This window comes from Lentzea sp. NBRC 105346, from assembly GCF_030269605.1.
GTDB lineage: Bacteria > Actinomycetota > Actinomycetes > Mycobacteriales > Pseudonocardiaceae > Lentzea.
The window spans coordinates 272941-299480 of record NZ_BSTQ01000006.1 but is presented as its reverse complement, the minus strand read 5'-3'; the positions used below and the strand labels follow the sequence as shown (position 1 = coordinate 299480).

The 26540-nt window shown below is 70.5% G+C and carries 24 protein-coding genes; 5 read left to right on the top strand and 19 right to left on the bottom strand.

Annotated features, from left to right (window positions below; all coding sequences use genetic code 11):
• The first annotated feature begins 2 nt into the window (after positions 1-2).
• A complete protein-coding gene (locus tag QSK35_RS15775) occupies positions 3-845 on the top strand; it encodes a serine hydrolase (protein ID WP_285746682.1) in 843 nt (280 codons plus the stop codon).
• Between the two features lie 168 nt (positions 846-1013).
• On the opposite strand, the gene QSK35_RS15770 is transcribed toward QSK35_RS15775, so the two are convergent.
• Together QSK35_RS15770 and QSK35_RS15765 are read right to left on the bottom strand one after the other, a co-directional pair.
• Complete coding sequence (locus QSK35_RS15770) at positions 1014-1706, bottom strand: DivIVA domain-containing protein (protein WP_285746680.1); 693 nt, start codon at positions 1704-1706, stop codon at positions 1014-1016.
• Entirely contained in the window at positions 1703-2575 is an 873-nt protein-coding gene (locus tag QSK35_RS15765; RefSeq protein ID WP_285746678.1) for a hypothetical protein, read from the bottom strand. The genes QSK35_RS15770 and QSK35_RS15765 overlap by 4 nt, the downstream gene beginning before the upstream one ends.
• A gap of 195 nt (positions 2576-2770) precedes the next feature.
• Between QSK35_RS15765 and QSK35_RS15760 the strand changes: the two genes are divergently transcribed.
• From QSK35_RS15760 to QSK35_RS15750, 3 genes are read left to right on the top strand one after another with little or no spacing between them, the layout of a single operon-like run.
• Positions 2771-2992 (top strand): hypothetical protein, encoded by a 222-nt coding sequence (locus tag QSK35_RS15760; protein WP_285746676.1) that lies wholly within the window; start codon positions 2771-2773, stop codon positions 2990-2992.
• Positions 2979-5585, top strand: coding sequence for a winged helix-turn-helix domain-containing protein (locus QSK35_RS15755; protein WP_285746674.1), 2607 nt, complete (start codon positions 2979-2981; stop codon positions 5583-5585). The genes QSK35_RS15760 and QSK35_RS15755 overlap by 14 nt, the downstream gene beginning before the upstream one ends.
• Before the next feature lie 16 nt (positions 5586-5601).
• On the top strand, positions 5602-6357 hold the full coding sequence (locus QSK35_RS15750; protein ID WP_285746672.1) for an ANTAR domain-containing protein: 756 nt from the start codon (positions 5602-5604) through the stop codon (positions 6355-6357).
• Between the two features lie 79 nt (positions 6358-6436).
• On the opposite strand, the gene QSK35_RS15745 is transcribed toward QSK35_RS15750, so the two are convergent.
• Together QSK35_RS15745 and QSK35_RS15740 are read right to left on the bottom strand one after the other, a co-directional pair.
• The gene (locus QSK35_RS15745) at positions 6437-8923 is read right to left on the bottom strand and encodes a glycoside hydrolase family 3 C-terminal domain-containing protein (protein ID WP_285746670.1); all 2487 of its coding nucleotides are present in this window, start codon (positions 8921-8923) and stop codon (positions 6437-6439) included.
• A gap of 187 nt (positions 8924-9110) precedes the next feature.
• Entirely contained in the window at positions 9111-9509 is a 399-nt protein-coding gene (locus QSK35_RS15740; RefSeq protein ID WP_285746669.1) for a DUF7144 family membrane protein, read from the bottom strand.
• Positions 9510-9595: 86 nt separating this feature from the next.
• Between QSK35_RS15740 and QSK35_RS15735 the strand changes: the two genes are divergently transcribed.
• Positions 9596-11401, top strand: coding sequence for a glycoside hydrolase family 15 protein (locus QSK35_RS15735; RefSeq protein ID WP_285746668.1), 1806 nt, complete (start codon positions 9596-9598; stop codon positions 11399-11401).
• Here the strand turns inward: QSK35_RS15735 and QSK35_RS15730 are convergent.
• From QSK35_RS15730 to QSK35_RS15660, 15 genes are all read right to left on the bottom strand, one after another.
• Positions 11398-11604, bottom strand: a complete 207-nt coding sequence (locus tag QSK35_RS15730; protein WP_285746666.1) for a hypothetical protein — start codon at positions 11602-11604, stop codon at positions 11398-11400. The genes QSK35_RS15735 and QSK35_RS15730 overlap by 4 nt on opposite strands.
• A complete protein-coding gene (locus tag QSK35_RS15725) occupies positions 11571-12125 on the bottom strand; it encodes a hypothetical protein (protein ID WP_285746665.1) in 555 nt (184 codons plus the stop codon). Before QSK35_RS15725 ends, QSK35_RS15730 begins: the two co-directional genes overlap by 34 nt.
• A gap of 78 nt (positions 12126-12203) precedes the next feature.
• Positions 12204-12566, bottom strand: a complete 363-nt coding sequence (locus tag QSK35_RS15720) for a YciI family protein (RefSeq protein ID WP_285746663.1) — start codon at positions 12564-12566, stop codon at positions 12204-12206.
• Positions 12567-12673: 107 nt separating this feature from the next.
• Positions 12674-14287 carry a TOMM precursor leader peptide-binding protein gene (locus tag QSK35_RS15715; RefSeq protein ID WP_285746962.1) on the bottom strand — a complete coding sequence of 538 codons (1614 nt, stop codon included), beginning with the start codon at positions 14285-14287 and terminating at the stop codon, positions 12674-12676.
• Positions 14288-14289: 2 nt separating this feature from the next.
• On the bottom strand, positions 14290-15786 hold the full coding sequence (locus QSK35_RS15710) for a hypothetical protein (protein ID WP_285746661.1): 1497 nt from the start codon (positions 15784-15786) through the stop codon (positions 14290-14292).
• Positions 15783-17051 (bottom strand): SagB family peptide dehydrogenase, encoded by a 1269-nt coding sequence (locus QSK35_RS15705; RefSeq protein WP_285746659.1) that lies wholly within the window; start codon positions 17049-17051, stop codon positions 15783-15785. The genes QSK35_RS15710 and QSK35_RS15705 overlap by 4 nt, the downstream gene beginning before the upstream one ends.
• Positions 17048-17653: a lantibiotic dehydratase C-terminal domain-containing protein gene (locus QSK35_RS15700; protein WP_285746657.1), complete on the bottom strand. Its 606-nt coding sequence runs from the start codon at positions 17651-17653 to the stop codon at positions 17048-17050. The genes QSK35_RS15705 and QSK35_RS15700 overlap by 4 nt, the downstream gene beginning before the upstream one ends.
• Entirely contained in the window at positions 17650-17805 is a 156-nt protein-coding gene (locus QSK35_RS15695) for a hypothetical protein (RefSeq protein WP_285746656.1), read from the bottom strand. The genes QSK35_RS15700 and QSK35_RS15695 overlap by 4 nt, the downstream gene beginning before the upstream one ends.
• Positions 17802-17957, bottom strand: a complete 156-nt coding sequence (locus QSK35_RS15690) for a hypothetical protein (RefSeq protein ID WP_285746654.1) — start codon at positions 17955-17957, stop codon at positions 17802-17804. Before QSK35_RS15690 ends, QSK35_RS15695 begins: the two co-directional genes overlap by 4 nt.
• Entirely contained in the window at positions 17954-18892 is a 939-nt protein-coding gene (locus tag QSK35_RS15685; protein ID WP_285746652.1) for a thiopeptide-type bacteriocin biosynthesis protein, read from the bottom strand. Before QSK35_RS15685 ends, QSK35_RS15690 begins: the two co-directional genes overlap by 4 nt.
• Positions 18893-18900: 8 nt before the next feature.
• On the bottom strand, positions 18901-21498 hold the full coding sequence (locus QSK35_RS15680) for a lantibiotic dehydratase (RefSeq protein ID WP_285746650.1): 2598 nt from the start codon (positions 21496-21498) through the stop codon (positions 18901-18903).
• A gap of 63 nt (positions 21499-21561) precedes the next feature.
• Positions 21562-21711, bottom strand: a complete 150-nt coding sequence (locus tag QSK35_RS15675) for a thiomuracin/GE37468 family thiazolyl RiPP peptide (RefSeq protein WP_285746649.1) — start codon at positions 21709-21711, stop codon at positions 21562-21564.
• 113 nt (positions 21712-21824) lie between these two features.
• Positions 21825-24029: an ATP-binding protein gene (locus QSK35_RS15670; protein WP_285746647.1), complete on the bottom strand. Its 2205-nt coding sequence runs from the start codon at positions 24027-24029 to the stop codon at positions 21825-21827.
• A gap of 49 nt (positions 24030-24078) precedes the next feature.
• The gene (locus QSK35_RS15665) at positions 24079-25854 is read right to left on the bottom strand and encodes a HAMP domain-containing sensor histidine kinase (protein WP_285746645.1); all 1776 of its coding nucleotides are present in this window, start codon (positions 25852-25854) and stop codon (positions 24079-24081) included.
• Entirely contained in the window at positions 25851-26516 is a 666-nt protein-coding gene (locus QSK35_RS15660; RefSeq protein WP_285746643.1) for a response regulator, read from the bottom strand. The genes QSK35_RS15665 and QSK35_RS15660 overlap by 4 nt, the downstream gene beginning before the upstream one ends.
• Positions 26517-26540: the final 24 nt, after the last annotated feature.

Genomic DNA, 26540 nt, shown 5'->3' with positions numbered 1-26540 from the left:
CCGTGCGTCGTGCCTTGATCGTTGCCGCTTGCGTCCTGACCGCGGGCTGCGGTCACGCCGCGTCCGCCCCATCCGGTCCGGTTGCCCCGATCTCGTCGGTGTCCGTGCCGTCGCTGACGCCGAACTGCCCGGACACCGGGTTCGACTGCGACATGCAGACCCGGATCGCGGCTGTGGAGAAGTACGTCCTCACTCGGCCCGGCACCGTCGGCATCGTGCTGCGCGACCGGAAGACGGGTGCGGTGTGGCGCAACGCGCACGCCGACGACATGGTGTGGACCGCGTCGACGATCAAGCTGGCGATGGTCGTCAACCTGTTCGAGCGCAACGCCGCGGGCAAGATCACGCTGACCGCCGAGGACCGCGGGCTGATCCAGGCCATGCTGCACAGCTCGGACGACAAGGCCGCCGATACTTTGTGGAAGCGCTACTCCGGGCCGACGTTCAACGCCGCTTTTCCCGCGTATGGCATGACGTCGTTGGTGGCGCAGCGCGGGTACTCGTCGACGTTCCCCTACTGGGGGTTCGAGAAGTGCACTCCCAACGATCTCGACCGGCTCATGACCTACGTGCTGGACAAGGCTCCTGAGCGTGACTACATCCTGTCGCAGATGCAAGGGGTCGGGCCTGAGCAGCAGTGGGGTGTGTGGCGGTCCGGCGCCGGGGCCAAGAACGGGTGGTCCGAGGAGGACGGCGGGTGGGTGATGAACTCCGTCGGGTTCGCCGGGCCGGGGCGGCGGTACACGTTGGCCATCATGAACAACCTGGCTGGTAAGGGTGGGTATGACGAGGGGCGGGCGACCGACACGGAGGTCGCCCGCATCCTGCTCGACGGCCGGAACTAGACCTGTCCACAGATTCGGCTGCAGCCCCGGATTCCGCGCCAGAACTGTCAGACCCAGTCGATAGGCTGGAATCGGGGGGCGCCCCCGCGGGCTCGCGGAGTCAAACTTCCGCCGCGAACCCGTCAGCTCCGCCGAAACGCCGGAACCCAGGCCCGCGGGCTCGTGGTGTCAGACCTCCGCCCCGTCCAGGAAATCCCGCACCGCCAGCAACCCCGCCGCCACCCGGTCCCGATGCGCGCACAACACCCGCACGCGTTCCGCCGCCTCCCCCACCAACCGGTCCAGCGCCGACTTCTGCTCGGCCCGCCGCGCGACCATGGCCGTGTCGAAGTCGGACATGATCTGGCGGCGCAGCTCAGCGGCCTCGTGATCGAGCTCGTGCCGCCGCCGCACCGCGTCCTCAGTCATCGAGGCGACCTGCTGGTGAGCGTTGCGCATCAGCGTCGTGTGCTCGGACTGGGCCTCACGGCGCAGCGCCTCGATCCCGTTGACCAGCCAGTCGTACCGGCGGCGCAGCCGTTCCTGCGCCTCGCGGGTGGCGGTCCAGCCGCGTTCGGCCAGCGCGAGCGCGCGTTCGGTGATCTCCTCGGCCTCGGCCTGAGCCTGTTCGATCATCTGGCGGGCGTGTGCGGTCGCACGGTCCAGGTCCAGCGGGCCGCGAAGCGAGGAGTTCTCGCGGCGTGCGGCCTCCAGCTGGGCGGCCAGTGCGTCTGCGCGCGTCAGCGCCGCGTCGCGGTCGGCGATGAGGGTGCGCAGCTCGTTCTCGACGTTGCGGACGTAGAACCGCACCTGGTCGCGGCGGTACCCCGGCCAAGCGGTGTCGAAGCCGGTGCGTAACGGCAGGAGCTCCTCGGTCGTCATGCGCGCACCACACCCAGCGTCGAGCGGCACAGGCCACCGATGCCGCCCAGCGGCGCGCCCGGCGTGTCCGGACGGAGCACTCGGATCCGGGTGCCGCCGAGCAACGCCGTGCGCACGGCCTCGTCCGCGCACCACGTCGGGTCGGGGTGGACGACCAGCAGTTCCTGCACGCGGCCGGTGGCGAGTGCGTCCAACGTCGACCGCGGGCCCTCGACCCCCAGCCCGCGGTCACGGCACCGGCCGCTGAAGTCGGCCACCGCGTCGTCGGTCCACCGGCGGGCGGCCGCCCGCATGATGTCGGCCACGCGGCGGGCGCGGGAGCGTGGGCCCGAGGTGAGGTGGTGCACCTCGATCACCGGGGACAGCCGCCGGGCGAGCGCGTGCGCGGTGAGCCGGTCGCCGCACACGACCAGCAGGCGCGAGCCCGTCCGGTCCAGCACCGCCTCGCACGTCCGCAGCACCGAGGACGCCGCACAACCGGTGTGCTCGCCCGCGGGCACCGCGTAGAGCTCGGCGCCGGTTTGCCCGACGACGGCGATGACGCACGCCGGGCGTTCCTGCAACCACGCAAGCACCGGAAGGACATGTGCCGGCCAGGTGTAGCGGCCTAGGTCGGGCTGCGTGAAGCCGGACACGGGCAGCACGCGTGGTTCCAGGGAACGGCCGGCGAACGCCGCTACCTCGGCGCGGCCCGCGATCGCGTCGTGCAGCGCCCGGATCGTGGGCGGGTCGGCGCCGTCGCTGCGCAGCTGGTCCGCGACCCGGATCCAGCGCACGCTCCACGGCACCGCCGACGCTCCCATGTAGACGGACGCGACGGGTTCCCCGGTGTCCAGGATCTCGGCGAGGTCAGCCAGGTGAGAGGTCATGGCGCAGAGCCTGGCGGCCGGTCCGTCCGGCGGTCGTCACACCACCGGGGTGAATGCCGATCAGCAAACTCACCTGTCACGGACGAAGTGGCGCGCCACACGTGTGTTGACGATCGATCGGGCGGCCTTGAGGAGGGGTCGCTTGTCATGAGCCGACAACCCGATCGCAAAAGATCACGTCGTGTCGTACTCGTCGTGCTGCTGTTCGCGCTGGCTCTCACGCAGACCGGACCCAACAGCTGCACTGCGTTTGTGGGAACGGCACTGCTCCCGTTCGGCCTGCCGAGACTGCTGGCACCGGTGGTGCGCGCCGGATTATTCCTGGCACACGTATTCGAGCCCGGCGAGCACAGAATCACCTCTGAAGATGAATCCGGATCGGCGGAACAGGAGAAGTGCAGGTATGCCAAGGGATGACGAGTCCCCCGCGGTGCCTCCGAAGTCGCGCGTCCCGTCCTCGGCCGTGCCGCTCGTGCGCAGGGAACGACTTCTGTCCACATTGGAAGAATGTGTGACGAGCTCACCGCCACCGGTCACGGTGGTCACCGGACCCGCCGGAGCAGGCAAGACAACGCTGCTGGCGGACTGGGCGCGAGCGTCGGGGAAGCGTGTCGCGTGGGTGACGGTCGACGAGCACGACAACCGGCCGCCACACCTGTGGTCCGCCGTCCGGGACGCACTCGTACTCAGCGAGGCCTGGCCGGACCGTGGCGTGCTGGACGCGGTTCCGTTGCGGGAACCAGGTTTCGCGTCCGCGATCATCGCCGCGTTCGAGCAGGTCACCACGCCCGTGTGCCTGGTGCTGGACAACGCGCACGAGCTACGTGAGGGCGACGTGCTGGTCAGTTTGGACCTACTCGTGCGCCATACGCCGGACCAACTGAGACTCGTGCTCGCGTTTCGGTATCCACCACCGCTGCATCTGTCCCGGCTACGCGTCGAAGGACGGTTGCGGGAGGTCGGCGCGGAGCAGCTGGCGTTCCGCCAACCGGAGGCCGAGGAACTGTTCGCCAACCACCTCGTGCGCGTGACACCGGACGAGGTCGCCGGACTGTTGCGTGACACCGAGGGCTGGACGGGCGGACTGCGGCTGGCGGCGATGGCGCTGAAGGACGGCGGTTCAGCGGCGGCGTTGCCGATGTTCGACGGCGAGGACGAACGGGTGGCGGACTATTTGGTCGAGGAGGTGCTGTCCCAGCACCCCGAGCACGTCCGGGACTTCCTCGTCGCCACCAGCGTGTGCGACTCGCTGTCCGCGGACCTGGCGGGCGCGGTCGCCGGCTGCGAGGACGCCGGCGCGGTGCTGGACCTGTTGGACCGCACCAACTCGCTGGTGACGAAGATGGACTCCCGCGAGCGGTACCGATACCACCCGGTGCTGCGCGGGTTCCTGAGCGCGGAGCTGCGGCGCACCCGTCCGGCGGACCGGGAGCGGTTACACCTCGCCGCCGCACGGTGGTACGCCGGCCGCGACGAGCCGATCGCCGCGCTGGAGCACGCGATCAGCGCGTCGGACGGGGAGCTGATCGGCGAGCTGATCGAACAGTCCGGGCTGCGCGAGATCCTGTTGCAGGGCGGGGAACGGTTGCACGAGCTGCTCACCACGGTGCCGCAGCACCTGCTCGGCCGTCCGGTCGTCGGGCTGGTCGCGGCGTTGGCGGCACTGGACGCCGGTGACCCCGCGGCGGCCGACCGGGTGCTCGATCAAGTGGGCCGGTCGGCGCATCCGTTGCGGTCGGACCACTTGCGCGCGTTGCACGCGACGGTCCTGGTGCACCGGGCGCGGTTCGACGGCAACCACGCCGAACCGTTGAAGATCATGAGCCGGACGCCGGCGGGCAGCACGGGCCAGCCCGAGCTGGACGGGATCGCGTTGCTCAACCGCGGTGTCGCGGCGTTGTGGCGTGGTGAACACCGGCAGGCCGAAGCCGACCTGACGCGCGCGTTCGAGCTCGCGCGCACCGAGGGGTACGACCACGCCGTGCTGCAGTGCCAGGTGCATCTCGCCGCGCTGGCGATCGCGTCCGGCGACGTGGCGTCCACGGTGTCGCGAGCCCAGTCGGCGGTGTCGTTCGCGGAGGAGAAGGGATGGGAGTCCGAACCGGTATGCGGCCTGGCCTACGCACTGCTCGGCACGCACGCCTACCAGCGGCTGGCCGACGCGGAGGCCCGGCAGCTGGCCGCGCGGGCGGTGTCCACGCTGACCAGGCGCAGTGACCCGACAGTCGAGCTGTCGGCGTCCATTTTGGACACGGTGGTGTCGTTCGAACACACCGCGGACCCGCACGCGGTCGCGGCCGACCTGTGGCGCAAGTGGCGTGAGCTGGACGGCATAGAGGTCGCGCCACCGTTGGTCGCCTACGTGGCCCCCGCCGCGCAACGGATGGCGTTGCGCGTGGGCGAACAACAGTGGGCGGCCGGCATCGCGGACCAGCTGGAGTCGATGCTCGGCCCGTGCGGCGAACACGCGTTGCTGCAAGCGGTCCTGCACACCCACCACGCCCGCACGAGCCAGGCGCGCAAGGCGATCGCGCCGGTGCTCAGCGGCGAGCTGCGCCCGGTCGTCGCCACCACGGCGGTCGACGCGTGGCTGCTGGAGGCGACTCTCGTCGACCGCGCGGGCAGTCCCCAGCAGGCGCACCAGGCGGTCAGCAAGGCGCTGGCGCTGGCCGAACCGATCGACGCGATCCGCCCGTTCCACAACGCGGGCAAGCCGATCCGCGACCTGCTGGCGTCGGGCGCCGGGCGGTTCGGCCGGTTGGACCCGTTCGCGACGACAACGATGACGGCGCTCCCACCCGTGGCCGCCGACTCGGTCGACGTACTCACCAGCCGCGAACGCGACCTACTCGTCGAACTGCCCTCGATGCGCACGGCCGAGGAGATCGCGGACGCCATGTTCGTGTCCGTCAACACCGTGAAAACCCACCTGCGCGGCATCTACCGCAAGCTCGGCGTGAACCAGCGCCGGGACGCGGTGATCGTCGCCAGGCAACGAGGACTCATCTGAATTCCTTGGAGGATCCGTGTTCTCGCTGGAGGAGTTCCTCGGCAAGGTCGTGCAGGCCATCGTGCGCGACCTGCCGGGGTTGCGAGGAGTCGACATCGCGGCGTTACGCCCACGCCAGCCGCACCACGCACCCGTCGTGTTCGCCGCGCACGGTGTGGCCGTGGATCTGCAGGACCTGCAGATGCGCAACGTTTCGGGCCCAACGTTGTGCGCCGCGCAGGGACATCGGCCGATTGTCAGCAAGGACGTGTGGCACGACCAGCGGTGGCCGCGGCTCAGTCTGGCCGGTGCCTGTGCGTCCTTTCCGCAGTCGTCGGGGTTGCTGCACTCGACCCGCGGTGCCGTCGCGTTGCCCGGGCTGCACGACAACGGCAGTCAGATCGTCGTGTCGGCCTACTTTTCCGAGGCGCCCGATGATGACGTGGTCGGTGTCGTCATGCGGCACGAGCGCCTCGTCGCGGCCGCGATCGTTGCCGCTTCCGCGTTCTCCGGGCCCGTTGAGCGGACCCGGCGGGTGCTCTCGGTGCTGCAGTCGCGGGCCGATGTCCAGCAGGCTCAGGGCGTGATCATGGCTCTGTGCCGGACCGATCCGCTGACCGCCGCGGCTCTGTTGCACGACATCAGCAACCGGTCGGCATTGCTGCCGGGCGAGCTGGCGGCGGAGCTCGTCCGGTTCGTCGGGGATCCCGGCGCCGTCTCGATCACGCATCCGAAGGCGCGTCGAGTGGCCAGTGAGTTGTGGACCACGCTCAACCTCACACGGGACGGGTGAGGCGGTGAGGTGTTCGCGCCGCGCCTTTCGCGCGGCGCGAACGCCCTGGTCAAGCGGATTCGCGTGTCAAGGGGCCGCTCTACCCCCGGATCGTCACCGAGGACCGCAGCGGAAGGTTGCGCGAAGAGGTGCCGACCGAGATCTCGTGCGCACCGGGCACGACCTTCCATCCGGAGTCCCACATCGAGAACGCCCGCGCGTCGAGCCGCATCGTCACCCGCTTCGACTGCCCCGGTTCCAGGCGCACCTTCGTGAACGCCTTGAGCTGCCTCGGCGGTTCGCCGGCCGCCGACGGGAACCCGACGTACACCTGCACGACCTCGGAGCCGGCCCGATCACCGGTGTTGGTGACCGTCGCGGACACCGACACCGGCGGCCCGGTCCGTGACACGGTCAGCCGGTCGACCTGGAAAGTCGTGTACGACAGCCCGTGCCCGAACGGGAACAACGGCTCGATGTTCTCCTGGTCGTACCAGCGATATCCGACACCGAGCTCCTCGTCGTAGCGCACCTCGCCGTTCTCACCGGGGAACCGGGACTTGGCAGCGGTCGGCGCGTCGGCGAGTGAGCGGGGGAACGTCACCGGCAGCTTCCCGGACGGCACGGTGTCGCCGTACAGCAGTCCGGCGAACACCGGGCCGATCGACTGACCGGGGAACCAGCCCTCCAGCACCGACTTGACCGAACCGATCCACGGCATCGAGACCGGGCTACCGGACTGCAGGACGACGACGGTGTTCGGGTTCGCCTCGGCCACGGCCGAGATCAGCTCGTTCTGGCCGCGCGGCAGGTCCATGTTGCTCAGGTCCGAGCCCTCGGCGCTGATGACGTCCGCGAACACCACCGCGACCTCGGCCTCGCGCGCGAGCCGGACGGCCTCCTGGACCGGCGAGGACCCCGGCAGGCCCCACCCGAGGCGCACGCTCGCGTCGCCGCCGTTCTCGTAGAACTCGACCCGGATGTCGACCGGCTCGCCCTTGGTCAGGTCGACCGAGGCCACCTCGGTGTGCGCGCCCTGGTCGCGCCAGTTGTCGATCACGCGCTTCCCGTTGACGTACAGGCGCGAGCCGTCGTCGCTCGTGAGCGAGAACGTGAACGTGCCCGACTCCGGTGGCGTGAGCCTGCCGCCGAACGACGCCGACCAGTTGTCCGCGGGCACCTCGTTGGCGGGCTTTCCGGTGCCCCAGTTGAAGTCCACGGTCCGTTCCGGCCGGGTCAGCAGTTCCGGACCGGAGAGGTCCTTGCCCGCGAAGAACTTCCCGGTGAGGCCACTGAACCGGTTCGCGGGCACGGCGGGCAGGGCGGAAGCGGTGCCCGGACTGTAGGTGACCCGGACGTCGGAGCCGGCCCGGTCCTGGATGGCACGCAACGGGCTGACCACACCGGGCGGCGTCGCCACCGGGTTGCCCAAACCGCCGGTCGTCTTGACGTTCGCCTCGGCGCCCTCACCGATGACCGCGATCGACCGGGGTGCGTTGAGCGGCAACAGTTTCCCGTCGTTCTTCAGCAGCACCGCGCTCTCGTCGGCGATCTTCCGGGCGATCGTGGCGTGCTCGGGCCGGGCGGCGGGCGCGCCGGGGTTGCGCACGATCGGGTTCTCGAAGAGCCCGAACCGGAACAGCGGGCGCAACACGTTGCCCGCCATGGCGTCGAGCCGGGCACCGGAGACCTGTCCGTTGCGCAGCGCGGTCTTCAGCGCGGTGCCGAAGTGGTCGCCCGTCGGCATCTCCATGTCGAGCCCGTTGTTCGCCGCCGGCACGGTGGACTTGGTGCCGCCCCAGTCCGACGTGACGAACCCGTCGAACTTCCACTGGTCGCGCAGCACCTCGGTGAGCAGGTAGCGGTTCTCGCAGGCGTTCACGCCGTTGACCCAGTTGTACGAGCACATCACGGACGAGGCCCCGCCCTCGCGGATCGCGGCCTCGAACTGCGGCAGGTAGATCTCCTGCAACGTCCGTTCGCTCACCACCGAGTTGTCGGACGGCGAGAACCGGTCGGTCTCCTGGTTGTACGCGGCGAGGTGCTTGACCTGTGCCAGCACGCCCTTGCTCTGCATGCCCTGGATGTTCGCGACGCCCATCCGGCTCGTCAGATAAGGATCTTCACTGTATGTCTCGAAGTTTCTTCCCGCCCTGGGATCACGGATGATGTTGACCATCGGCGCGAGCGCGACGGATGTGCCCTTCGTCTTGTGCTCGGCGCCCTCCACCTCGCCGTACTGCCGGACGAGCCCGGTGTTCCACGTCGCGGCGGCCCCCACCGGTGCGGGCAGCTGGGTGACGCCGGAGAGCAGCCCGCCCACGCCGTTCGGCCCGTCGTGCAACAGGAACGACGGCACGCACACGCGCGGGATCGCCGGGATCACCCCGGCGAACGGGCTCGCGCCGTTCGCGCCGTGCACGACGGACAGCTTCTCGTCGATCGTCATCGCGCCCAGTACGTCGCGAACCCGTTCCTCGATCGGCGCGGACGACCCCACCCAGGGACAGTCCGCGCGCGCGTCGGCGTGAGCCGGCGCGGTCAGAGTGCTTGCGGCCAACACGAGCACCACGGCCGTGCGCAACATGCATGCTCCTTCTGACAACGTTGTCGGCACGTCGCGGCGGCGGGCTCCCGATCCTTCCCGCTCCCCCCACTACCCCGGCATCCGCCATTGGTGCGGGTTTTGCGGGACTGGACCGGGAGCCAGGTCTGCTAGCGGCGTGACTCGTCACATTGCGCGAAATCCCACGACAACGTTGCGAGCCAAGCCATCAGTCGGCCTTGTACGAGCACAACGCCCAGACCACCACGACGTCGAACGCGATGATCAGCATCGACCACAACGGGTAGTACGGGAGGAACACGAAGTTGGCGATCATGCTCAGCCCTGCCAGCGTGATCCCGGCGATGCGCGCCCACAGGGCGCCCCGGACCACACCGAACCCCGTGAGCGCTATGAGGATTCCGAGCACCAGATGGATCCAGCCCCAGCTGGTGACGTCGAGCGAGTAGAGGTAGTTGTCGGTGACCACGTAGAACTCGTTGCGGAACAACGCAACCAGCCCGGCCAGCCCCTGATAGATCCCGACGCAGACCATCAGGACGCCGGCGAACAGCGCGAACCCCGCGGCCCAGCGGGTGTCGGTCGAGTACTCGGTCTGTTTGGTCATAGTCCACGATCGGCGCGAATCCGGCGGGGACGCATCACCCGGCCCGAGTGATGTCACCGCCGGGTAACGCGTGGTCGGCTCGATTCATGGACCTCTACCCCCCGATCGCGGACCACGGCCTCATCGGCGACCTGCAGACGGCGGCGCTGGTGTCTGCCAACGGCACCGTCGACTGGTTCTGCTGCCCCCGGTTCGACTCGCCGAGCGTCTTCGCCTCGCTGCTGGACCACGAGCGCGGTGGCCATTTCCAGGTGTCGCCGCTGTACCAGTCGTACGAGAGCAGGCAGCTGTACTACCCGGACTCCGCGGTGCTGATCACCCGGTTCACCACCGAGTCGGGGACCGGCGAGGTCGTGGACTTCATGCCGCCGGCGGGCAGGCAGCCGACCGGAAACCACCGCCTGGTGCGGATGATCCGGTGTGCGCGCGGCCGGATGGAGTTCGACGTGGAGATCGCCGCGCGTTTCGACTACGGCCGCCGCGGGCATGCGGTCCACCTGACGGGTGCGGGCGTGGTGCTGGACAGCGGATCACAGACGTTGACGCTGCATGGCTTGCCGGACAACGCTTCCGTCACCGACGGCGAGACCGTGCGCGGCTCGTTCACGCTCGCCGCGGGCGAGGTGCGTGGCGTCGTGCTCGAGTCCGACGCGCCCGGTCCGCCCAGCGCGATCTCGCCGGAGCGGTTCCAGCAACTGTTCGACGAGACCGTTGCCTTCTGGCACGACTGGCTGGCCGGTTCGACGTACCGCGGCCGCTGGCGCGAGGCCGTGAACCGGTCCGCGATCACGTTGAAACTGCTGACCTACGCCCCGACCGGCGCGATCGTCGCGGCGCCGACCGCCGGTCTGCCGGAACAGATCGGCGGCGAGCGCAACTGGGACTACCGCTACACGTGGATCAGGGACGCGTCGTTCTCCGTGAACTCGTTGCTGGCGTTGGGTTTCACGTCGGAGGCCCGCGACTTCGCGCAGTGGCTGGGCCGGCGCTACCGCGAACGCCCGGAGCACTCCGACGGTCCACTGCAGATCATGTACCGCGTGGACGGCACCCCGGACCTGGACGAGGAGGTGCTGAACCACTGGGAGGGCTATCGGGGATCGAGCCCGGTGCGCGTCGGCAACGACGCCGCGGGTCAACTGCAGCTCGACATCTACGGCGAGGCCCTCGACAGCCTGCACGACGCCGAACGCAACGGCCTGCACATCGGCCACCGCGGCTGGCAGGCCGTGGTGTCGCTGCTCGACTGGCTGGCCGAGAACTGGGACCGCGCTGAGGAAGGCATCTGGGAGACGCGCGGCGGTCGCGCGGACTTCACCTACGGCCGCGTGATGAGCTGGGTGGCGTTCGACCGCGCGGTCCGCCTGGCCGCCCGCCACGGCCGGCCCGGTCCCCTGGAACGCTGGCGCTCGCTGCGCGACTCGGTGTACGCCCAGATCTGGGAACGCGGCTGGCATCCGGGCCGGCAGGCGTTCGTGCAGCAGTACGACTCCGACGTGCTCGACGCGTCGTTGCTGCGCATGCCGAAGGTCGGCTTCGTGGCGCCGACGGATCCCCAGTGGCTCTCCACGCTCAGCGCCATGCGGACCGGACTCGTCACCGACAGCCTCGTGTACCGGTACGACCCCGCTTCGTCGCCGGACGGGTTGCGCGGCTGCGAGGGGACTTTCTCCTTGTGCACCTTCGGTTATGTCGACGCGCTGGCGCGGGCCGGTGAGCTGACGCAGGCGCGGCTGGTGTTCGAGAAGATGCTGACCTACAGCAACCACCTCGGGTTGTTCGCCGAGGAGATCGGGCCGACCGGGGAGCAGCTGGGCAACTTCCCGCAGGCCTTCACGCACCTGGCGCTCGTGGACGCGGCGATCACGCTGGACCGGGCGCTCGACGCCTAGTCCGGCGGATCCAGCTCATCCGCCTTCTGCCGCAACAGCACGATCCCATCCGGACGTTCCGCCACCCGCATAGCCATGACCGCCGCGTACAAGTGAGTCGACGCGGCCGGATCGCCCTCCTCGGCCAGATAGGCACGGTTCAGCTCGGCCGTGCGCATGGTGTGCGAGATCAACGCCAGCAGGGCGCGAACCCGCGGGCGCACGTCGTGGCGGCCTGCAAGCCACGCCTAGTCGGCGGATCCAGCTCATCCGCCTTCTGCCGCAACAGCACGATCCCGTCCGGACGGTCCGCCACCCGCATCGCCATGACCGCCGCGTACAAGTGAGCCGACGCGGCCGGATCGCCCTCCTCGGCCAGATAGGCACGGTTCAGCTCGGCCGTGCGCATGGTGTGCGAGATCAACGCCAGCAGGGCGCGGACCCGCGGGCGCACGTCGCGCGGCGTCGTCGAGTCGATGATCGGGGAGACGCGCGTCCAGACGACCTCGGGGGTGTCCGGCGGCTCGACCTGGTTCATCGCGGACAGCGTGAACGAGAGCGCGGCCATGTGCAGTTTGAGGGGCAGTTCCTCGGTCGGCATCAGGGCTTCGAGGCTCGCCGTGTCGCGTTCGAAGTAGGCGATCGCCAGGCGCAGGCCCTTGCCCCGCATCCGGACCCTGGTCTCCTCGTCCGCGACGATCCACAACTCGCGCGACGACGGCGACGACGACTCCGGCGGCTGCATCCGCCCAGTGTGACAGTGAATGATCGACTCAACACGCACCGTGGGGGACCTGGGCGTGCCAGGTCCCCCACGAGCCGGTCACTCGGGCAGGTCGTGGAACTCCACGATCTCCCGGACCTCGACCTCGATCTCGTCGAAGAGCGCCGCGTACTCCTTCGCGAGCGCGACGGCCTCCGCCTTGTCCTTGGCGTTCACCAGCGCGAACCCGCCGATGACCTCCTTGGCCTCGGTGAACGGACCGTCCACCGACGAGATCGCCTGGTTGCGCGCCTTGCGGACCTTCGCGCCACGCTCGGACGGGTGAACGCCCTCGGCCGTGATCAGGATGCCCCGCTTCGTCCAGTCCTCGATGAACTCGCCCATCTGCTCAATGAACTCCGGCGTGGGGTTCCACGCGACGGGGTCCGCCTCGTCCACCCGGTGCACCATCAGAAACCGCATTGCCGCTCCCGTATGTCTCTGGCCGGTCCCGCTGACCTGCCGTCACGTCCGCGTCGAACGACGGCACGCAGCTTTCGACAGTTACTACCTCGCGACTTCAGCCGGTGTCACGGAAACGGGTGAGGATTCGGGTTGAGCGAAAACCCCGCCAGCCTCGGCAGGCCGTGCAGACGGCGATTGGCGTGCCCGAACGTGATCGGCACGGTGCCGGGGATGATCACCTTGACGCACGACAGGCCGGAGATCCGGTGCTCGGGCGTGGTCTGGTCGACCACGATCACGTCCATACCGCGGGACAGGTACCTGTCCACCAGGAACAGGAGGTCGTCGCGCAGATCCGCCGCGCCAGGCACGGGAGAACCGAACGCACGCACCGGCGAGGAGTCCAGGAACGAGAACCGGTCGAACGCCTCGTGGGCGCCGTACAACGTGGTGTGGTCCTCCAGTTCCACCACCAGGTCCGGGTCGTCGATCATTAGCCGTGCCTTGGCCGCCAACGCCGGGAAGGTCGCGCGCAGCACCGCCGTGACGTGCCCGACCTCGCCCAACGCGTTGAGGACGGCTCGTTCCAGGTCGAGGTGCGCACCGCCGGCGCACACCACCTTGGGGATGTCGAAGGCGTCGGACGGGCTCACGGCCATCGCCCACGCGCACGGCACGCCGGTCTCCGTCGTCGTGTCGTACACCGACAGCCGGTAGCCCGTCGCCAGCTCGATCGCGGCGGCCTGCACCGGCACGGACCGGTCCCGCGCGCTGTCCAGGTCGACCCGAAAAGGCGGCGTGCGGGTGTACCAGGAGTAGAGGAACGCGTCACGCTCGGCGACCTCCAGGATGCCGTGCAGGATCGCCTCCTCCAGGCATCCGCCCAGCGCACACCCGTTGGAGCACTCGTAGACCAGCCGGCCGCCCGTCCGGTAGTACGCGACGGACTCGGGCACGAGGATCGGCTCCGCCCGGCCGAACGAGTAGCCCCACACCCAGGGGAGCACCTCGTCGGCGTCGAACGGCCGGTACCGGAAACCGGGCCGCAGGTAGTCCTCGGGCGCGTGCGTGCCCAGCTGCCGCGGGTCGAGCGCCTGGCCGGCGAGCTCCCGGTAGCTCGACCGGACCGACGTCCGCTTGCCGCCCGGCTGGAAGCCGCCCCACCGCTCCAGGGCCTCCAGGACGGCGGTCCGCTCGCTGGACCGGTAGTCGCGGGTCTGCCCGCACCCGACCTCGATGTCGCCGTCGCGCGTCGGCAGGACGGCGTTCGTCACGGCCAGGCCGCCCAGCGTCGCCCGCTCCAGCACGCGGATCATGCCGGTCTCCGCGTCGAAGTAGGTGTCGAGGACGTCCGGCAGCGTGCCGACCCGGTAGTTGTCGGGGGCCCGCTTCGGCCGGGACCGCAGGGAAAGCACCTCGGGCCCGTCGTCGGGCAGGTTGCCGCACCGCGGGCACAGCGGTTCGGGCAGGAAGCGGTGGCGGGTGACCCGGAGCGACGCCAGATCCACGAACAGCACGGCGTCCGTCGTGCGCTCGAGCGCCTCGATCTCGTCGGCGACCAGGGCCGCCACGGTGTCGCACGCCAGCGCGGTCGGTGCGACCGGCGGCCGGTGGTCGAGTGAACGCCGCAGCTCGAAGCACACCGGGCAGGTCGACGGCCCGATGACGACCCGGCCGGGTTCCTCCCGCACGGGCAGCCCGCGGTATCCGCCCAGCGACCGTTCGATGGCGGCCGTCATGGTCACGTGATCACCACGGTCACCAGGAACGGCATCACCTCGTGCAGCCCCGCGTCCAAAGCCTCGACCGACACGTGATGTCCCTGGCCTTCCAAGGCCTTTATCAACGTCCGCGCGTCGTGCACCGCTCTTGTGCGAACCGGCTGCACCGGGCCCCGCGCCGCCGGCGGCAGGTCGGGCACCGGCGGTGGAGCGTAGGGCTCGCCGTTCTTCGTTGCCTGATAAGACAACAAGGTGTCGTGCAACCCGTCCCGCAACGCCTCGGCCGCCGTCACCCCGCAGCCGTAGGCGACGGTCCGGCCGTCGAGGCAGCACGCGAACGTCGGCACGCCGAGCGAGCCGGTCACGTCGTACACCTCGAGCGGCAGGCCGGTCGCCTTCAGCAGCGTGACGTACGGCCCGGCCTCCGGCAGCGTGGCCGGATCGACCGCCGGGAAGAGTCCCGGCGGCTCGGCGACCGTCAGCGTCCGACATCGCGCGACGAGCCCGGCCGTCACGGACTCCTTCCAGCTGTAACCGGCGAACGCGGGCACGCCCTCCCGCCGTGCGGCGTACAGCTCCAGCCCGCGCAACGCCGCGTCGTACCGCGCCCGTGCGAAGTCGAGCGCGCTGCCGACGACGTGCTCGTCCCCGACTCGGGCGCGCGTCACGTGCAACGGCGACTGCGTGAAGTCGTGCTCGTCCAGCTCGTGGAGCACGCCGAGCCACTCGTCCACCAGCGGCGCGATCCGCCGCGAGAACTCCTCGTCGGTCAGCTGCTCGATCCGGTCCCGTGGCGCGCCGGACCGCAGGAAGCCGTGTTCCGTCGTCCACAGCCCGTCCAGGTCCACCCGGATCGCCTTGCGCGACAACGGAACCGCACCCGTGACAACGCGGAAGATGTGCTGCACGAACTGGTTCGCGGCCACGGTGACCGCGACCGCGCTCACCGTTCGCGGCGCCTGGTCCCCCAGGCGCGTCCAGGGATCCGCGCAGTCCGCCAGCCATGCCGCGCCACCGGTGATCATCGCGTGCCACACTCCCTCGTGCGCGCGGTCCAGCCGGTGGGCGCGATCGACCATCGGCCGGTCCGCCACGTGGAGCACGAGATCGGCGCCACGTACGAGGCTGATCAGGCCGACGATGTCGACGTGCCGAACCCCGGACTGCCGCAGGGCGCGCGCGACCGCCGTCGCCAGCCGTCCCTCCCCCACCACGAAAGTCCGGCCGCGGCGCCACTTCTCGAAGGCGTGCGGCGACCCGGCCAGCTCGATCTCGGGCGCGAACTCGGCGAGCTCGTCCGCCGACAGGCCGTGCGGCAGGTCGGTGATCTCACGCACCACGCCCTGGCGGAGCAACGCCGACAACAGGCGTTCGACGTGCTCCCGTTGCGGTGACTCCAGGTCCGCGGTCAGGTCGGTCAGGGAACGCGTGCCGTCGAGGTGCGGTGCGAGGCGCTCCACCCACGGGCGCAGCGACGGGACGACGTTCCAGTCCGGCCGCAACAACAGGCCGCTCACGCGGGCCTCCCCAGCATGAACTCGCCGACGCTGTTCTCCACCAACGGATCCCGCCCGGTCGCCTCGGCGAACGCCTGCGAGTCCCCCGCCCCGACCGCGCACGGCGCGAGCCCCATCGCCGTCGCCACCAGGTACATGGTCTGGAACAGCACCCCGACGTGCTTGAGGATCGCCGAGTACGGGATGGCCTCGTACTTCCACATCAGCCGCCCGAACCGCGCCGCGACCACGATCAGCACCTGCGGCTCGGCCGCGCCGGTCCCGCGCGCCGCCGCGATGAGCAACCGCCGCACCGCCGGATCTGTCGACGACCGGACCAGCCGCAGCACATGGTCGTGCGAGTCGTAGTGGTACATGCCCGGCGCGACGCCGGCGGCGTGCCGGATCACCGGGTACAGCTCGAGCTCGCCTGCGGCCCCGCCGTTCGGGTACGGCCGCGCGGCCAGTTCCTGGTAGCCGTCGTGATGCACGGAATCGGTGCGGCCACAGCGATACAGCAACTCGCCCAGTTCCCCGGCCGTGATGGGGTGGTCGTCGTCGTGCACGCGGATCGACCGGCGGGTCTCGAGCACCTCGGTGAGCGACGGGTCCTTACGATCGCTGCCGGGCTTGGCCAGCTCCACGACCGGTCCGGGATACTCGGGCGGCCGGACCGGCAGTGGCTCGAACCTGCCGTGCGCCCAGTAGGTCGCACCGGTGCGGTCGCCGGGAACTCCCCGGCTGCGGTGGTGGAACCACAGCTCGTGCGGTCCCCACTGACTCAGCCGCAGCTCGTCGTCCTCACTGCCCGCGGGCACGAGCACACCCGCCCAGGCGAGGTCCAGCCGCATTCTGCCGTCCACAGTAGACTCCAGCAGCGCGGCGACGACCGATGCGTCGTGAACCCGGATCTCGCACCAGGACCGCGGCGACTCGATGACCAGGCCCCAGTCGCCCTGCCGCATGACCGCGAACCGGGACAGCACGAGCTCGCCGTCGTCGAACGGCCGCGGGGGCGGCGGGGTCAGTGGCATGATCGTGTAGATCGGATGCCCGTTGTCGACAACGGTGGTGGCGAGCCAGCCACCGGAACGCAACCGGTCCAGCAGCTCATCGTCCAGGTCGTGCGGATCGAGCGGGCCGGAGGCGAGCCGGCGCAGCGCGGCGTCCTGAGCCGCGGTGCGCGGCCCGATGTCCTGCGCGTGCGGCCACGCCGCCAGCAGCCGCCGCCCCCGCGGGGTGACGACGCCGTGCACACCGGACCGCAACACCACGAGCTCTCTCATCTGCTCACCAACTCCAGTGCCGACACGCCATAGACCTCCTCGACCGCGTTCGCGGCGAGGTGGCAGAGCTGGAACCGTTGCGCCTCGGTCACTCCGATGCGCTCCAGGAAGAGGTAGGTGTAGTTCAACATCACCCGGAAGACCGCGAACCGCACCGACGGCCGGACCGTGCGCTGCCACCGCTCGTTCGCGAACATGGCCAGGTGGAACGGACTCCACGACGCGTTCTCGTCGATGTCGGGCAACGACAGCTCGCCGGTGGCGACCAGCCGGTGCGCCCGTTGCCGCAACGGCAGCAGCAGCTCGATCCACCTGTGCGCCAACGGTTCCCGGCCGGCGACGACCGCCTCGACCCGCGTGGTGAGCGCCCCTGCGTGTCGCGCGTAGTGCGCGTCCCACGACGCCCGGACCTCCGGGCGCGCGGTGTGCAGCACGGCCTCCGCGTGCGAACGGAACGACACGGCTCCCCGGAGCACGTCGAGGCCACTGAGACCGTGTGCGGTCGCGATCATCACCGTGAACGCGGCGTTGGGTCCGCGGAGGTCGGCCGCGAGACCCGCGGTGGTGGCGTGGAAGTCGGCCAGCAGCCGATCGGGATTCACGAACCCTCCTCGATGACCGGCCGGGCAGCCAGGTAACGCAGCACGTCGAGGCGCCAGGACGCACCCGTGAACGCGGCGCCGCGCCCGCCGAGGCCGGCCGCGAGACCCGCGGTGGTGGCGTGAAAGTCGACCAGCAACCGTCCGGGATTCACGAACCCTCCTCGATGACCGGCCGGGCAGCCAGGTAACGCAGCACGTCGAGACGCCAGGACGCGCCCGTGAACGCGGCGCCGCGCCCGCCGAGACCGGCCGCCAGTTTCGCCGTGGTGGCGTGGAAATCGGCCAGCAGCCGTCCGGGGCTCATAAACCCTCCTCGTTCAGCTCGATGACCGTCCGCGCGGCCAGATAACGCAGGTAGATCTCCTCGGTGATGGACAGTCCGAGGCGGTTGCACACGAGATGCGCACAGATGTCCAGCACCGGCAGCACGTCGTAGAGCCGCCTGGACGCGCCGGTGAACCCGGTCTGCGGCGGCACGAACGCTCCGCACAGGGTGAGCTCCGCCAGCCGGTCGCGCAGCCGGCGCACCGAGGCCCGCCACTGCGCCAGCGGGCCCGCGCCGGGATGCCGGAGGATCCGGGTGCCCAGCGTCAGCAACCGCGGCGCCTGCCGGTGGAAGCGCTCGTTGAGCTCGTCGGGCCCGAGCACCGCGTCGGCCCGGCGCGCCACCGCGTCCAGTACGTCGCAGGCCAGCCGCGCTAGCCGGTCGACACCGGGTTCGCCGCACAGCCAGGTCGAGAGGATCAGCGCGAACGCCGCGGTGTCACGCTGTTCATGTGTGGGCCGGCCGCGCAACACCCGCAGCGCGATCTGGCTGGACTCGGCGAAATGCCGTTCCACGGCCTGCAGCGACGCACCCCGGCCGTACCGATCGTGCTCGGGCCGATACGTGATGAAGGCAAGAGAGTTGTTGGGCGCCAACGACTTCGCGTAGTCGTCCAGTCGCTCACCCCGGGCGAACTCGGCGGCCATCAGCTCGTACTCGTCGGGCCGCATCCGTTGTTCGCTCGGATGCGCGGCGAAGTACTTCTCGGCGTGCTCCTCGATCCGCACCCGCACCCGTGCGACGGCACCGCTCGTGGGCAGCACCCGCAGCCGCAGGTGGTTGCCGCGCTCCCAGTAGCGCAGGAAGAACCACGCCGACGCCAGTCCCTCCTCGACCAGCCCGTCCGCGACCGGAGCGGCGAGGTCCACCGTCAGCCCGTCCAGATTGTCCTGGTAGAACAGATGCGCACTCACCCACGACGTCATCGCGCACCCGCCAGTTCGATCAGGAACTCCACGACGCTCGGGTCGTCCGGATCGGGACCACGCGCATCGCTCAACTCCGGCAGCGCCTCCTCGAAGACGACGCACGCGGCCGACGCGGTCTCCCGCTCGAACAGGCCGAGCAGCAGGCTGCTGGAGAAGTCGATGTAGATCGGTTTGCGCGACTTGGAGAAGCCGGCATGGCTGCCGCCGTGCCATGCGCGCACGTAGCACCGGTCCGGAATGCCGTTGGCGCGCAACCAGTCCAGCAACCGCAGCAGGTGGCCGGCGTCCGGTTCGCCCTTGTGCCGCGCGGGCACGAGCCCCGCGGGGATCAGCCACTTCTCCCGGCCCAGCACGACCCGCCCGACCTCGATGCGCGGCCGGTGCACCGGCTCCTCGGGTAGCTCGACGCTGCCGGACCCGGTCAGCATCCGCAACGACGGGTGGGTCAGCAGGGCGCGCGGGCCGAACGCCTTGGTGAGGAAGCGTGCCGCCGGTGGCAGGGCGAAGCCCGCCTGGTTGCCCAGGTGCAACGGTGTGATCGTCGTGTCCAGCGCGGACAGCGACACGAGATCGCGTTCCACGTCGTGCCGGACCGTCAACTCCGCCAACGGGATGCGCTGCGGCGACGGCCGGTCGCCGACCGTGAACGGGTAGTCCACCTCGAGCCCGGCGCTGGGCAGCCGCGCGTTCAGCGTCGAGCCGAACAGGCCGCTCAACTCGGCGAGCGCGTGTCCCGGCGGCGGTTCCCAGCCGTCCTCGTCGACGATCGCCTCGCCTGCCTGCGCGATGAGATGCCGCACGCGGGCGATGCCGTGGCCGTACCCGCTCATCATGGTGCTCAGCACGAGTCGCACGTCACCACCACCGTCCACAAGGGACTGAACGAAGCAGCCGACCGAGTCCGGCGGGATGATCCACTCCGGCCAGGTGGCCGCGAGCTCCGCCAGCGCGGCCGGGTTCACCCGCACCCGCCCGTCCGGGTCGGGCTCGGGCAGCGCGATCCGCCGGGCCTGGGCCCGCAGGTTCTCCAGCAGCCGCAACCGGGGCAGCCGGAACTCGGCGGGTCCCTCGAACCACGGTGCCTCCGAGCTCAGCAGCGCCCGCAGGTCCGCCGCGGCGGCGGTCCCGGCAGGGTCATCAGCAGCCAGGTCCTCCTGAACCCGCCGGTAGACCTCGAGGAACGGCACCGAGCTGCCGGCGCCGAAGCGTTCCCGGCAGTAGGTGCCCAGCGCGAGCTGCAGCGGCACGGCCCGGTCGAAGATCGCCAGGAACCGGCGCAGCACGTCGAGATCGTCCAGCGCGAGACGCCATTGGGCCAGCGACAGCGTGGCGGGCCGGTGCCGGACGACCGAGGTCTCGTGCACCGCGTCCCCGAGCGGCGTGACCGCGACGTCGAGGTGGGTGGTGAGCTCGTCGACCGCGCTGTGCACGGCGGCCAGCCGCTCGCGGTGGCCGGTGATGTCGGCGACCGGCACCGGGCGGCGCAGCTCGTCGTGCAGCTGGCCGACGAGCTTGGCGGTCTCCGGCTGCGAACGTGCGTCCAGCCAGTCGCGCAGGTCGCCCCACCAGTCGAGCGAGAAGTCCGCGACCGGCACGAAGAGCTCGAGCACTCCGGCGGTGACGAGGCGATCGACGAACCGGCGCGCGACCTGGATCGACTCGTCGCAGGCCAGCGCCAGCCCGGCGCGCAGCGCGGCGAGCGTCATGCCCTCCCGCCCGGCGATGCGCAGGCACTCCCGCACGGCCTTGGTGGCGAGCAGGCCGGTGATCGGCTCGGCCGGGGGCGCGCCGAGGAACCGCAGCCGCTCATCCGCTTCGTGGACGCTCGGGTTGACCCGCACGCGCACCGCGTCGGCGAGCTCCGGACAGGTCACGAGGGCACCCTTGACGGCGTCGAGATAGGCGCCGTCGAGCTCGAGCACACACTCCGGCTCGCCGGGGCCGGCGAACGCCAGCGCGGGACCACGCCGGGCCCATTCGCCGATGCCGGTGGTCATGAACGTGCTGTAAGGGCTGGTCTTCGCGGCGGCGCGGGAGACGTACTTGGCCAGCCGCAACAGCTTCTGCGGTTTCGGCCGGCGTCCGGGATCGGCCAGCCACCGGTGCGCCTCGTCCAGCAGCGTGGGGGCGGACAGCGCGAGACCGCGCCGCAGCCGGGGATCGGCGAGCGTCCAGCGCAGCGCCGTGAGCTCGGAGTCGCGTTCGAGGACGAGCAGGTCGGCGAGCCGCGTCTCGTCGTTCGCGGCCGCGGCCAGGCGGTCGATCCACTCGCACACCTGCCCGCGCAACGGTTCGCCCAGCACCTCTGCGACCGAGTCGTTCCACACCCGAGGTGGCGGCGTCTTCGAGCCGTGCAACGCGCGCCGCAGTCCCACGAGCTCAGGACGCGCCTGCGAGGTGGACCCGATGATGTCGAACAAAGCGTCCGCGAGAATGGCACCACGTCCGGTGAGCCACGATTTCTCGCGAATAATCCGCTGGGCCAGTCGAATCGATCCCGCGCGCCGCAGACCGTGCACCGCGGACACCGGCAGACCGGCCACGCGCACCACGGGCCCGGACCGCACGCGCCAGGAGTCAGCTGAAGACATCGCACTCTCCCCCATGGCGGGGGTGGTGCCGCCCCACGGCTGGCAGGGCGGCACCACCGTTGATCAGCGGCTCGTGCTGCAGCTGGTCTTGTGGTAGCTCGACGCCGTCAGTTCGGTGCCGTGGCCGGCCGTGAGGGACTCGATCTCCAGTCCGTCGGTGTCCGTGAGGTCGAACACGTCAAGGTCGTTGAGATCCAGGGACTCGCGATTCATTTCATCCTCCGATGTCGTTCAAATTCGAACAGCGCGCTGCAAACGATTTCAGCAGCGCCGCATCGAGGCGTCAATCGCGATCGGAGAGATTGCAGAAAAGATGAAATCCCGTGTTACGTAAGCTCTGCGGTCTTCGCGGCCCACGCGACCAGTTGAGACCGGGACTCGATTCCGAGCCTCGTCCGGATACTCCGGACCCGGCTCTCGACCGTGCGCTCGGACAGGCCCAGACCTGCGGCGATCTCCCGGCTCGTGCGGCCGCGCGCGAGCAGGCGAAGCACCTCCACCTCGGGCTCGCTCAGCTCGTCCACGGCTCGCGGGTTCTCCGTACCCAGCGCGTAGCCGACGACGTCGGCCAGCTCGACCTCCTGGGCCCACTCGGCGATCGACTCGGCGAGCGCGGCGGGCACGGCGGCCACCGCCGCGCTCTCCGCCTCCCGCACCCGGCCCCGCCACCACGGGTCCGCGACGATCCCCCGCTGGTCGCAGAGGTGCCCCACGGCCGTGAGCAGCCGGAGCGCGCGCTCGGGTTGCTTGCGGCGCAGGGCGAGCATGGCGACGCCCTCCAGCCGCCAGCGGCTGAGCATCATGCTGTCCCGGTTGACCGACAGGGCCTCCGTGAGCAGATCGTGCGCGGCCGCCAGATCGCCGCGTTCCAGCGCGATCACGGCGGCGGTGTGGGCCGTGGAGCTCGAATCCTCCCCCTCCGCCGGGACGCTTCTCGCGAGCTCGACCAGCCGGGCGGCCTGCGCCCAGTCGCCGTGCGCGAGCAACGCCCACGCCAGCCCGTTGAGCGCGTGTGCGTGCTCCCTGGCGTCACCGAGCACGCACGCGACCTCCGCACGCTCGCGGTCGATCCGGATCGCGTCGGCGTAGTCGCCGCGCATGACCGCGAGATACCCGGCCGTGCGCAGCAACGGGGTCAGATCCTCGTCCCGGCCCGAAGCGCGTGCTCGTTCGATCGCCTTGCGCAGCAACTCCTTCGCAGCGTCGGCGTCCCCGAGCATCTGTGCGATCCTGGCCGCCTCACGTACCGCGAGGACCCGGCTCGGCGAGTCCGGATGGTCGTGTTCGAGCTCCTGCACCAGCAGCCGGCGCGTGTCCTCGGCGTAGCCGTAGTTGATCCGAGCCGCCGCCAACGCCCCGGCCAGCAGCAACCGCCGCTCGTCGCCCGGCATCAGGTGGTCGATGGCGTGCACCAGGTTGTCGTGCTCGAGGAGCATCCGCTGCCAGGTGAGACTGCCCGCGCGCCGGACGTCGCCGACCAGGCCCACCAGCCACGCCACCATCCGTTGCCGCACCACGGTTTCCTCGCCGCTGGTGGTCAGTCGCTCGTGGGCGAAGTGCCGGATCGACTCGAGCATCCGGAACCGGTCGGCTCCGTGCCGCGTGACCAGCGACTTGCGCTCCAGGTTCCGCACCACCGCATCGGGTCTCGGGTGCGAGCCGGCCGCGACCGCCCTGGCCGCGTCGAGGTCGAACCCGCCGGCCAGCACCGACAGCCGCCGGAACACGGCCTGTTCCTCGGGCGTGAGCAGGTCGTGGCTCCAGCCGATCGCCGCCCGCAGGTCCCGATGCCGTCCCGGCGCGGACCGCCATCCGCTCACCAGCACGGAGAAGGGTTCGTCGAGCCGCGCGACGATCTCCTCCAGCGGCAACGGCCGCACCAGCCGCGCGGCCAGTTCGACCGCGAGCGGCAACCCGTCCAGCCGCTCGCACACCTCGGTGACCCGCACGAGCGTCTCGTCGGTCAGCTTGAACTCCGGCGTGACCCGCCGGGCCCGGTCGGCGAACAGCTCCACCGCGTCCGTGCCCAACCCGTACACCGGCAGCACCACCTCGCCGGGCAGGTGCAACGCCTCGCGACTGGTGACGAGCACCCGCAGGCCAGGGCACTCGGTGTGCAGCAGCGGCACGAGGTTCCTGCAGTCGTCCAGCACGTGTTCGCAGTTGTCGAGCACCAGCAACGCCTGCTCGGCCACCTCGTGCCACGCCGAGACGCCCAGCGCCGCCGCGACCGCGTCCGCGACCCGTGTCACCGAGGCGAGCTCGACCACCTGCGCGTGCTCGTACCGGCCCGCGAACTCCATGGCCAGCCGGGTTTTACCAGCGCCGGCCGTTCCGACGAGCGACACCAGCCGAGACGTGCGCACCGCGGCCGCCAGCTCGGCGAGCTCCGCCACCCGCCCGACGAACCGGTCCAGGCCGACTGGTTTCGGATGCTTTTCCCGTTGCCGGTAGGCGCGCTGCCGACACGCGTTCGAGCAGTAGCGCCCCCGTCCGGACAGGTCGCGACCGCACGTTACGCATCTCCCCACGAAACACCCCGCACTGTGGATGAACCGATTTCGAGGGTGCCACAAACCGTCACGAAGGAAGACGGCCGTCTCGTTTGGGCGCCTTGGGCTTTCGGGGAACCGACAGGTAATTCGGCAGCGTCACGCGGAACGTCGAGCCGCTGCCCGGCTCACTGCTGACCGACACGCTGCCGCCGTGCGCCTCCACGAGGTGCCGCGTGATCGCCAGCCCGAGGCCACTGCCTCCCGTCGCCCGGCTGCGCGACTTGTCCGCCCGCCAGAACCGGTCGAACACGTGCGGCAGGTCCTCGGCCGCGATCCCCGCGCCGGTGTCGGCCACCTCGACCACCGCGGAGCCGCCGTCAGGAAAGGCGCGCACCGTCACCGTTCCGCCGGACGGCGTGTAGCGAACGGCGTTGGCGACCAGGTTGCCGATCGCCTGGCGCAGGCGCACCGGGTCCGCCGTGAGGTGAGTCGGCGTCGTGTCCGCGGTGAGCGTCAGGTCCCGGCTCTGGTGCGCGGCCACGACCTGGGCGACGACGCCGGCGAGGTCGATCGGCTCGGGGTGCAGTCGCAGCGTGCCCGCGTCGGCGTGCGCGAGGTCGCGCAGGTCGTCGACGAGTCGTTGCAGCAGAAGGGATTCCTCCAGCAGCATCGCGATCAGCGCCGGGTCGGCCCTGGCCACGCCGTCCTGCGTCGCCTCCAGCCACCCGGTGATGTTGCCCAACGGGGTGCGCAGCTCGTGCGCCACGTCGCTGACCAGTGCCTGGCGCTGGCGTTCGGTCTCGGCGAGCCGCTCGGACATCGCGTTGAAACCGCTGGCGAGCTCGCCGAGCTCACCCGACCCCGCCTCGACCCGCACGGTGCGGTCCCCGTCGCCCATCTGTTTCGTCGCGGCGGTCAGCGCCCGGATCGGCCGCACCAGCTGCGTGGCCGTGAGCCACGACGCGAAGCCCGCCAGCGCGAGAATCCCGAGTGCTGTCAACGCGATCCTCGTGACCCCCGCCGTCGACAGGTCGACCGGCCGCGGCTCGTCACCGGTCGGCGTGGTGAGGAACAGCAGCGCGGGCGGTGCGACGTACGGGCGCAGCTGCTCGCGCCGGGCACTCGCGAGACACGCGGCGACCTCGGGCTCCTGCGGGCGCGCGGTGCGGTACCAGTCGATCGACTCCGGCCTCGCCCACTCCAGGTCGTCCTTCACGCGGTTCGGCAGCCGGTCGACGCAGCCGCGCAGCAACCCGATGAGCTCGGTGCTCGCCGCGCGTTCGGTGTCGGTCGGGACGAGCAGCGAGTTGCCGAATGTGCAGTCCCCATCGAACCTCGCGCCCCCATGCTCGGCCCTGGGGTGGCCGTTGGGGGCCTCGACCACCTTGTACATCGGGTCGCAGAGCGCGAGCCGGTCCGCCACCGTGCGCAGCTTCTGGTGCTCCAGCTCGGTGAGCCGGAACGGGCCGACCGCCCGTTCGTCGATGTCGCCCCGGTCTCCCGGCTTGAGCACCAGGTTGACGTTCAGCGGGTCGACCTGCGCCTTGGGGGTCACCGGCAACTGCGGCGAGCTCGCGTCGCCCGAGTCGGCGAGCGGCCGGCGGTCCGGGGTGGTCAGGGCGATGCGGCGGCCGGTCTGTTTCGCCAGCTTGTCCACTGTGGACTTCACGTCGTGCCACGAGTTGTTCTTGGCGGCGTAGCCCAGGAGTTCGTCGTACAACGCCGCGTCGGTCGCGAGGGCGTCGCCCTGCTCCTGCCGGATGCTGCCGGTGGTCGCCTGGCTGGCGAGCCACGCGGTGAGGCCGATGGCGCAACCCGCGATGAGCAACGACATCGTGAAGATCCGGCCGAGGAGACTCATACCAGTTTGTAGCCAATGCCATAGACGGTGAGCAGCCGCTCGGGATTACGCGGGTCGCGTTCGATCTTGCGGCGCAGCTTCATCATGTGCACGTCGACCGTGCGCGCGGTGATGAACCCGTCCTCCAGCAGCTGCCCGCGCGTGAACACGCGCTGCGGCTGAGCGGCCAAAGTGGACAGCAGCCGGAACTCGGCCGGGGTCAGGCTGATCGGCTCGCCGGCGAGCGTGACCTCGTGCCGGATCGGGTCGACGACGAGGTCGCCGACCTTGAGCACGGTGGCCTTCGTCTCGCGCGCCCGGCCGGTGCGCCGCAGGATCGTGCGCACCCGCGCCACCATCTGCCTGGGCCGGAACGGTTTGGTGATGTAGTCGTCGGCGCCGAGGTCGAACCCGAGCAGCACGTCGTCCTCGTCGGCCCGTGCGGTGAGCAGCACGATCGGCACGTCGGACTCGGCGCGCAGCGCGCGGCACACGTCCAGGCCGTCCACCGCGGGCATCATCACGTCCAGCACGAGCAGGTCCGGGTTGCGTCTGCGGGCCTCGTCGATCGCCGCACGGCCGTCGTGCACGACCACCACCGAGTGCCCGTCGTGCTCCAGGTAGCGACGGATCAGCTCGGCCTGGTTCTCGTTGTCCTCCGCGACGAGGATGTGGGCGCACACGCCGGCAGTATGCCGGGCTTCACC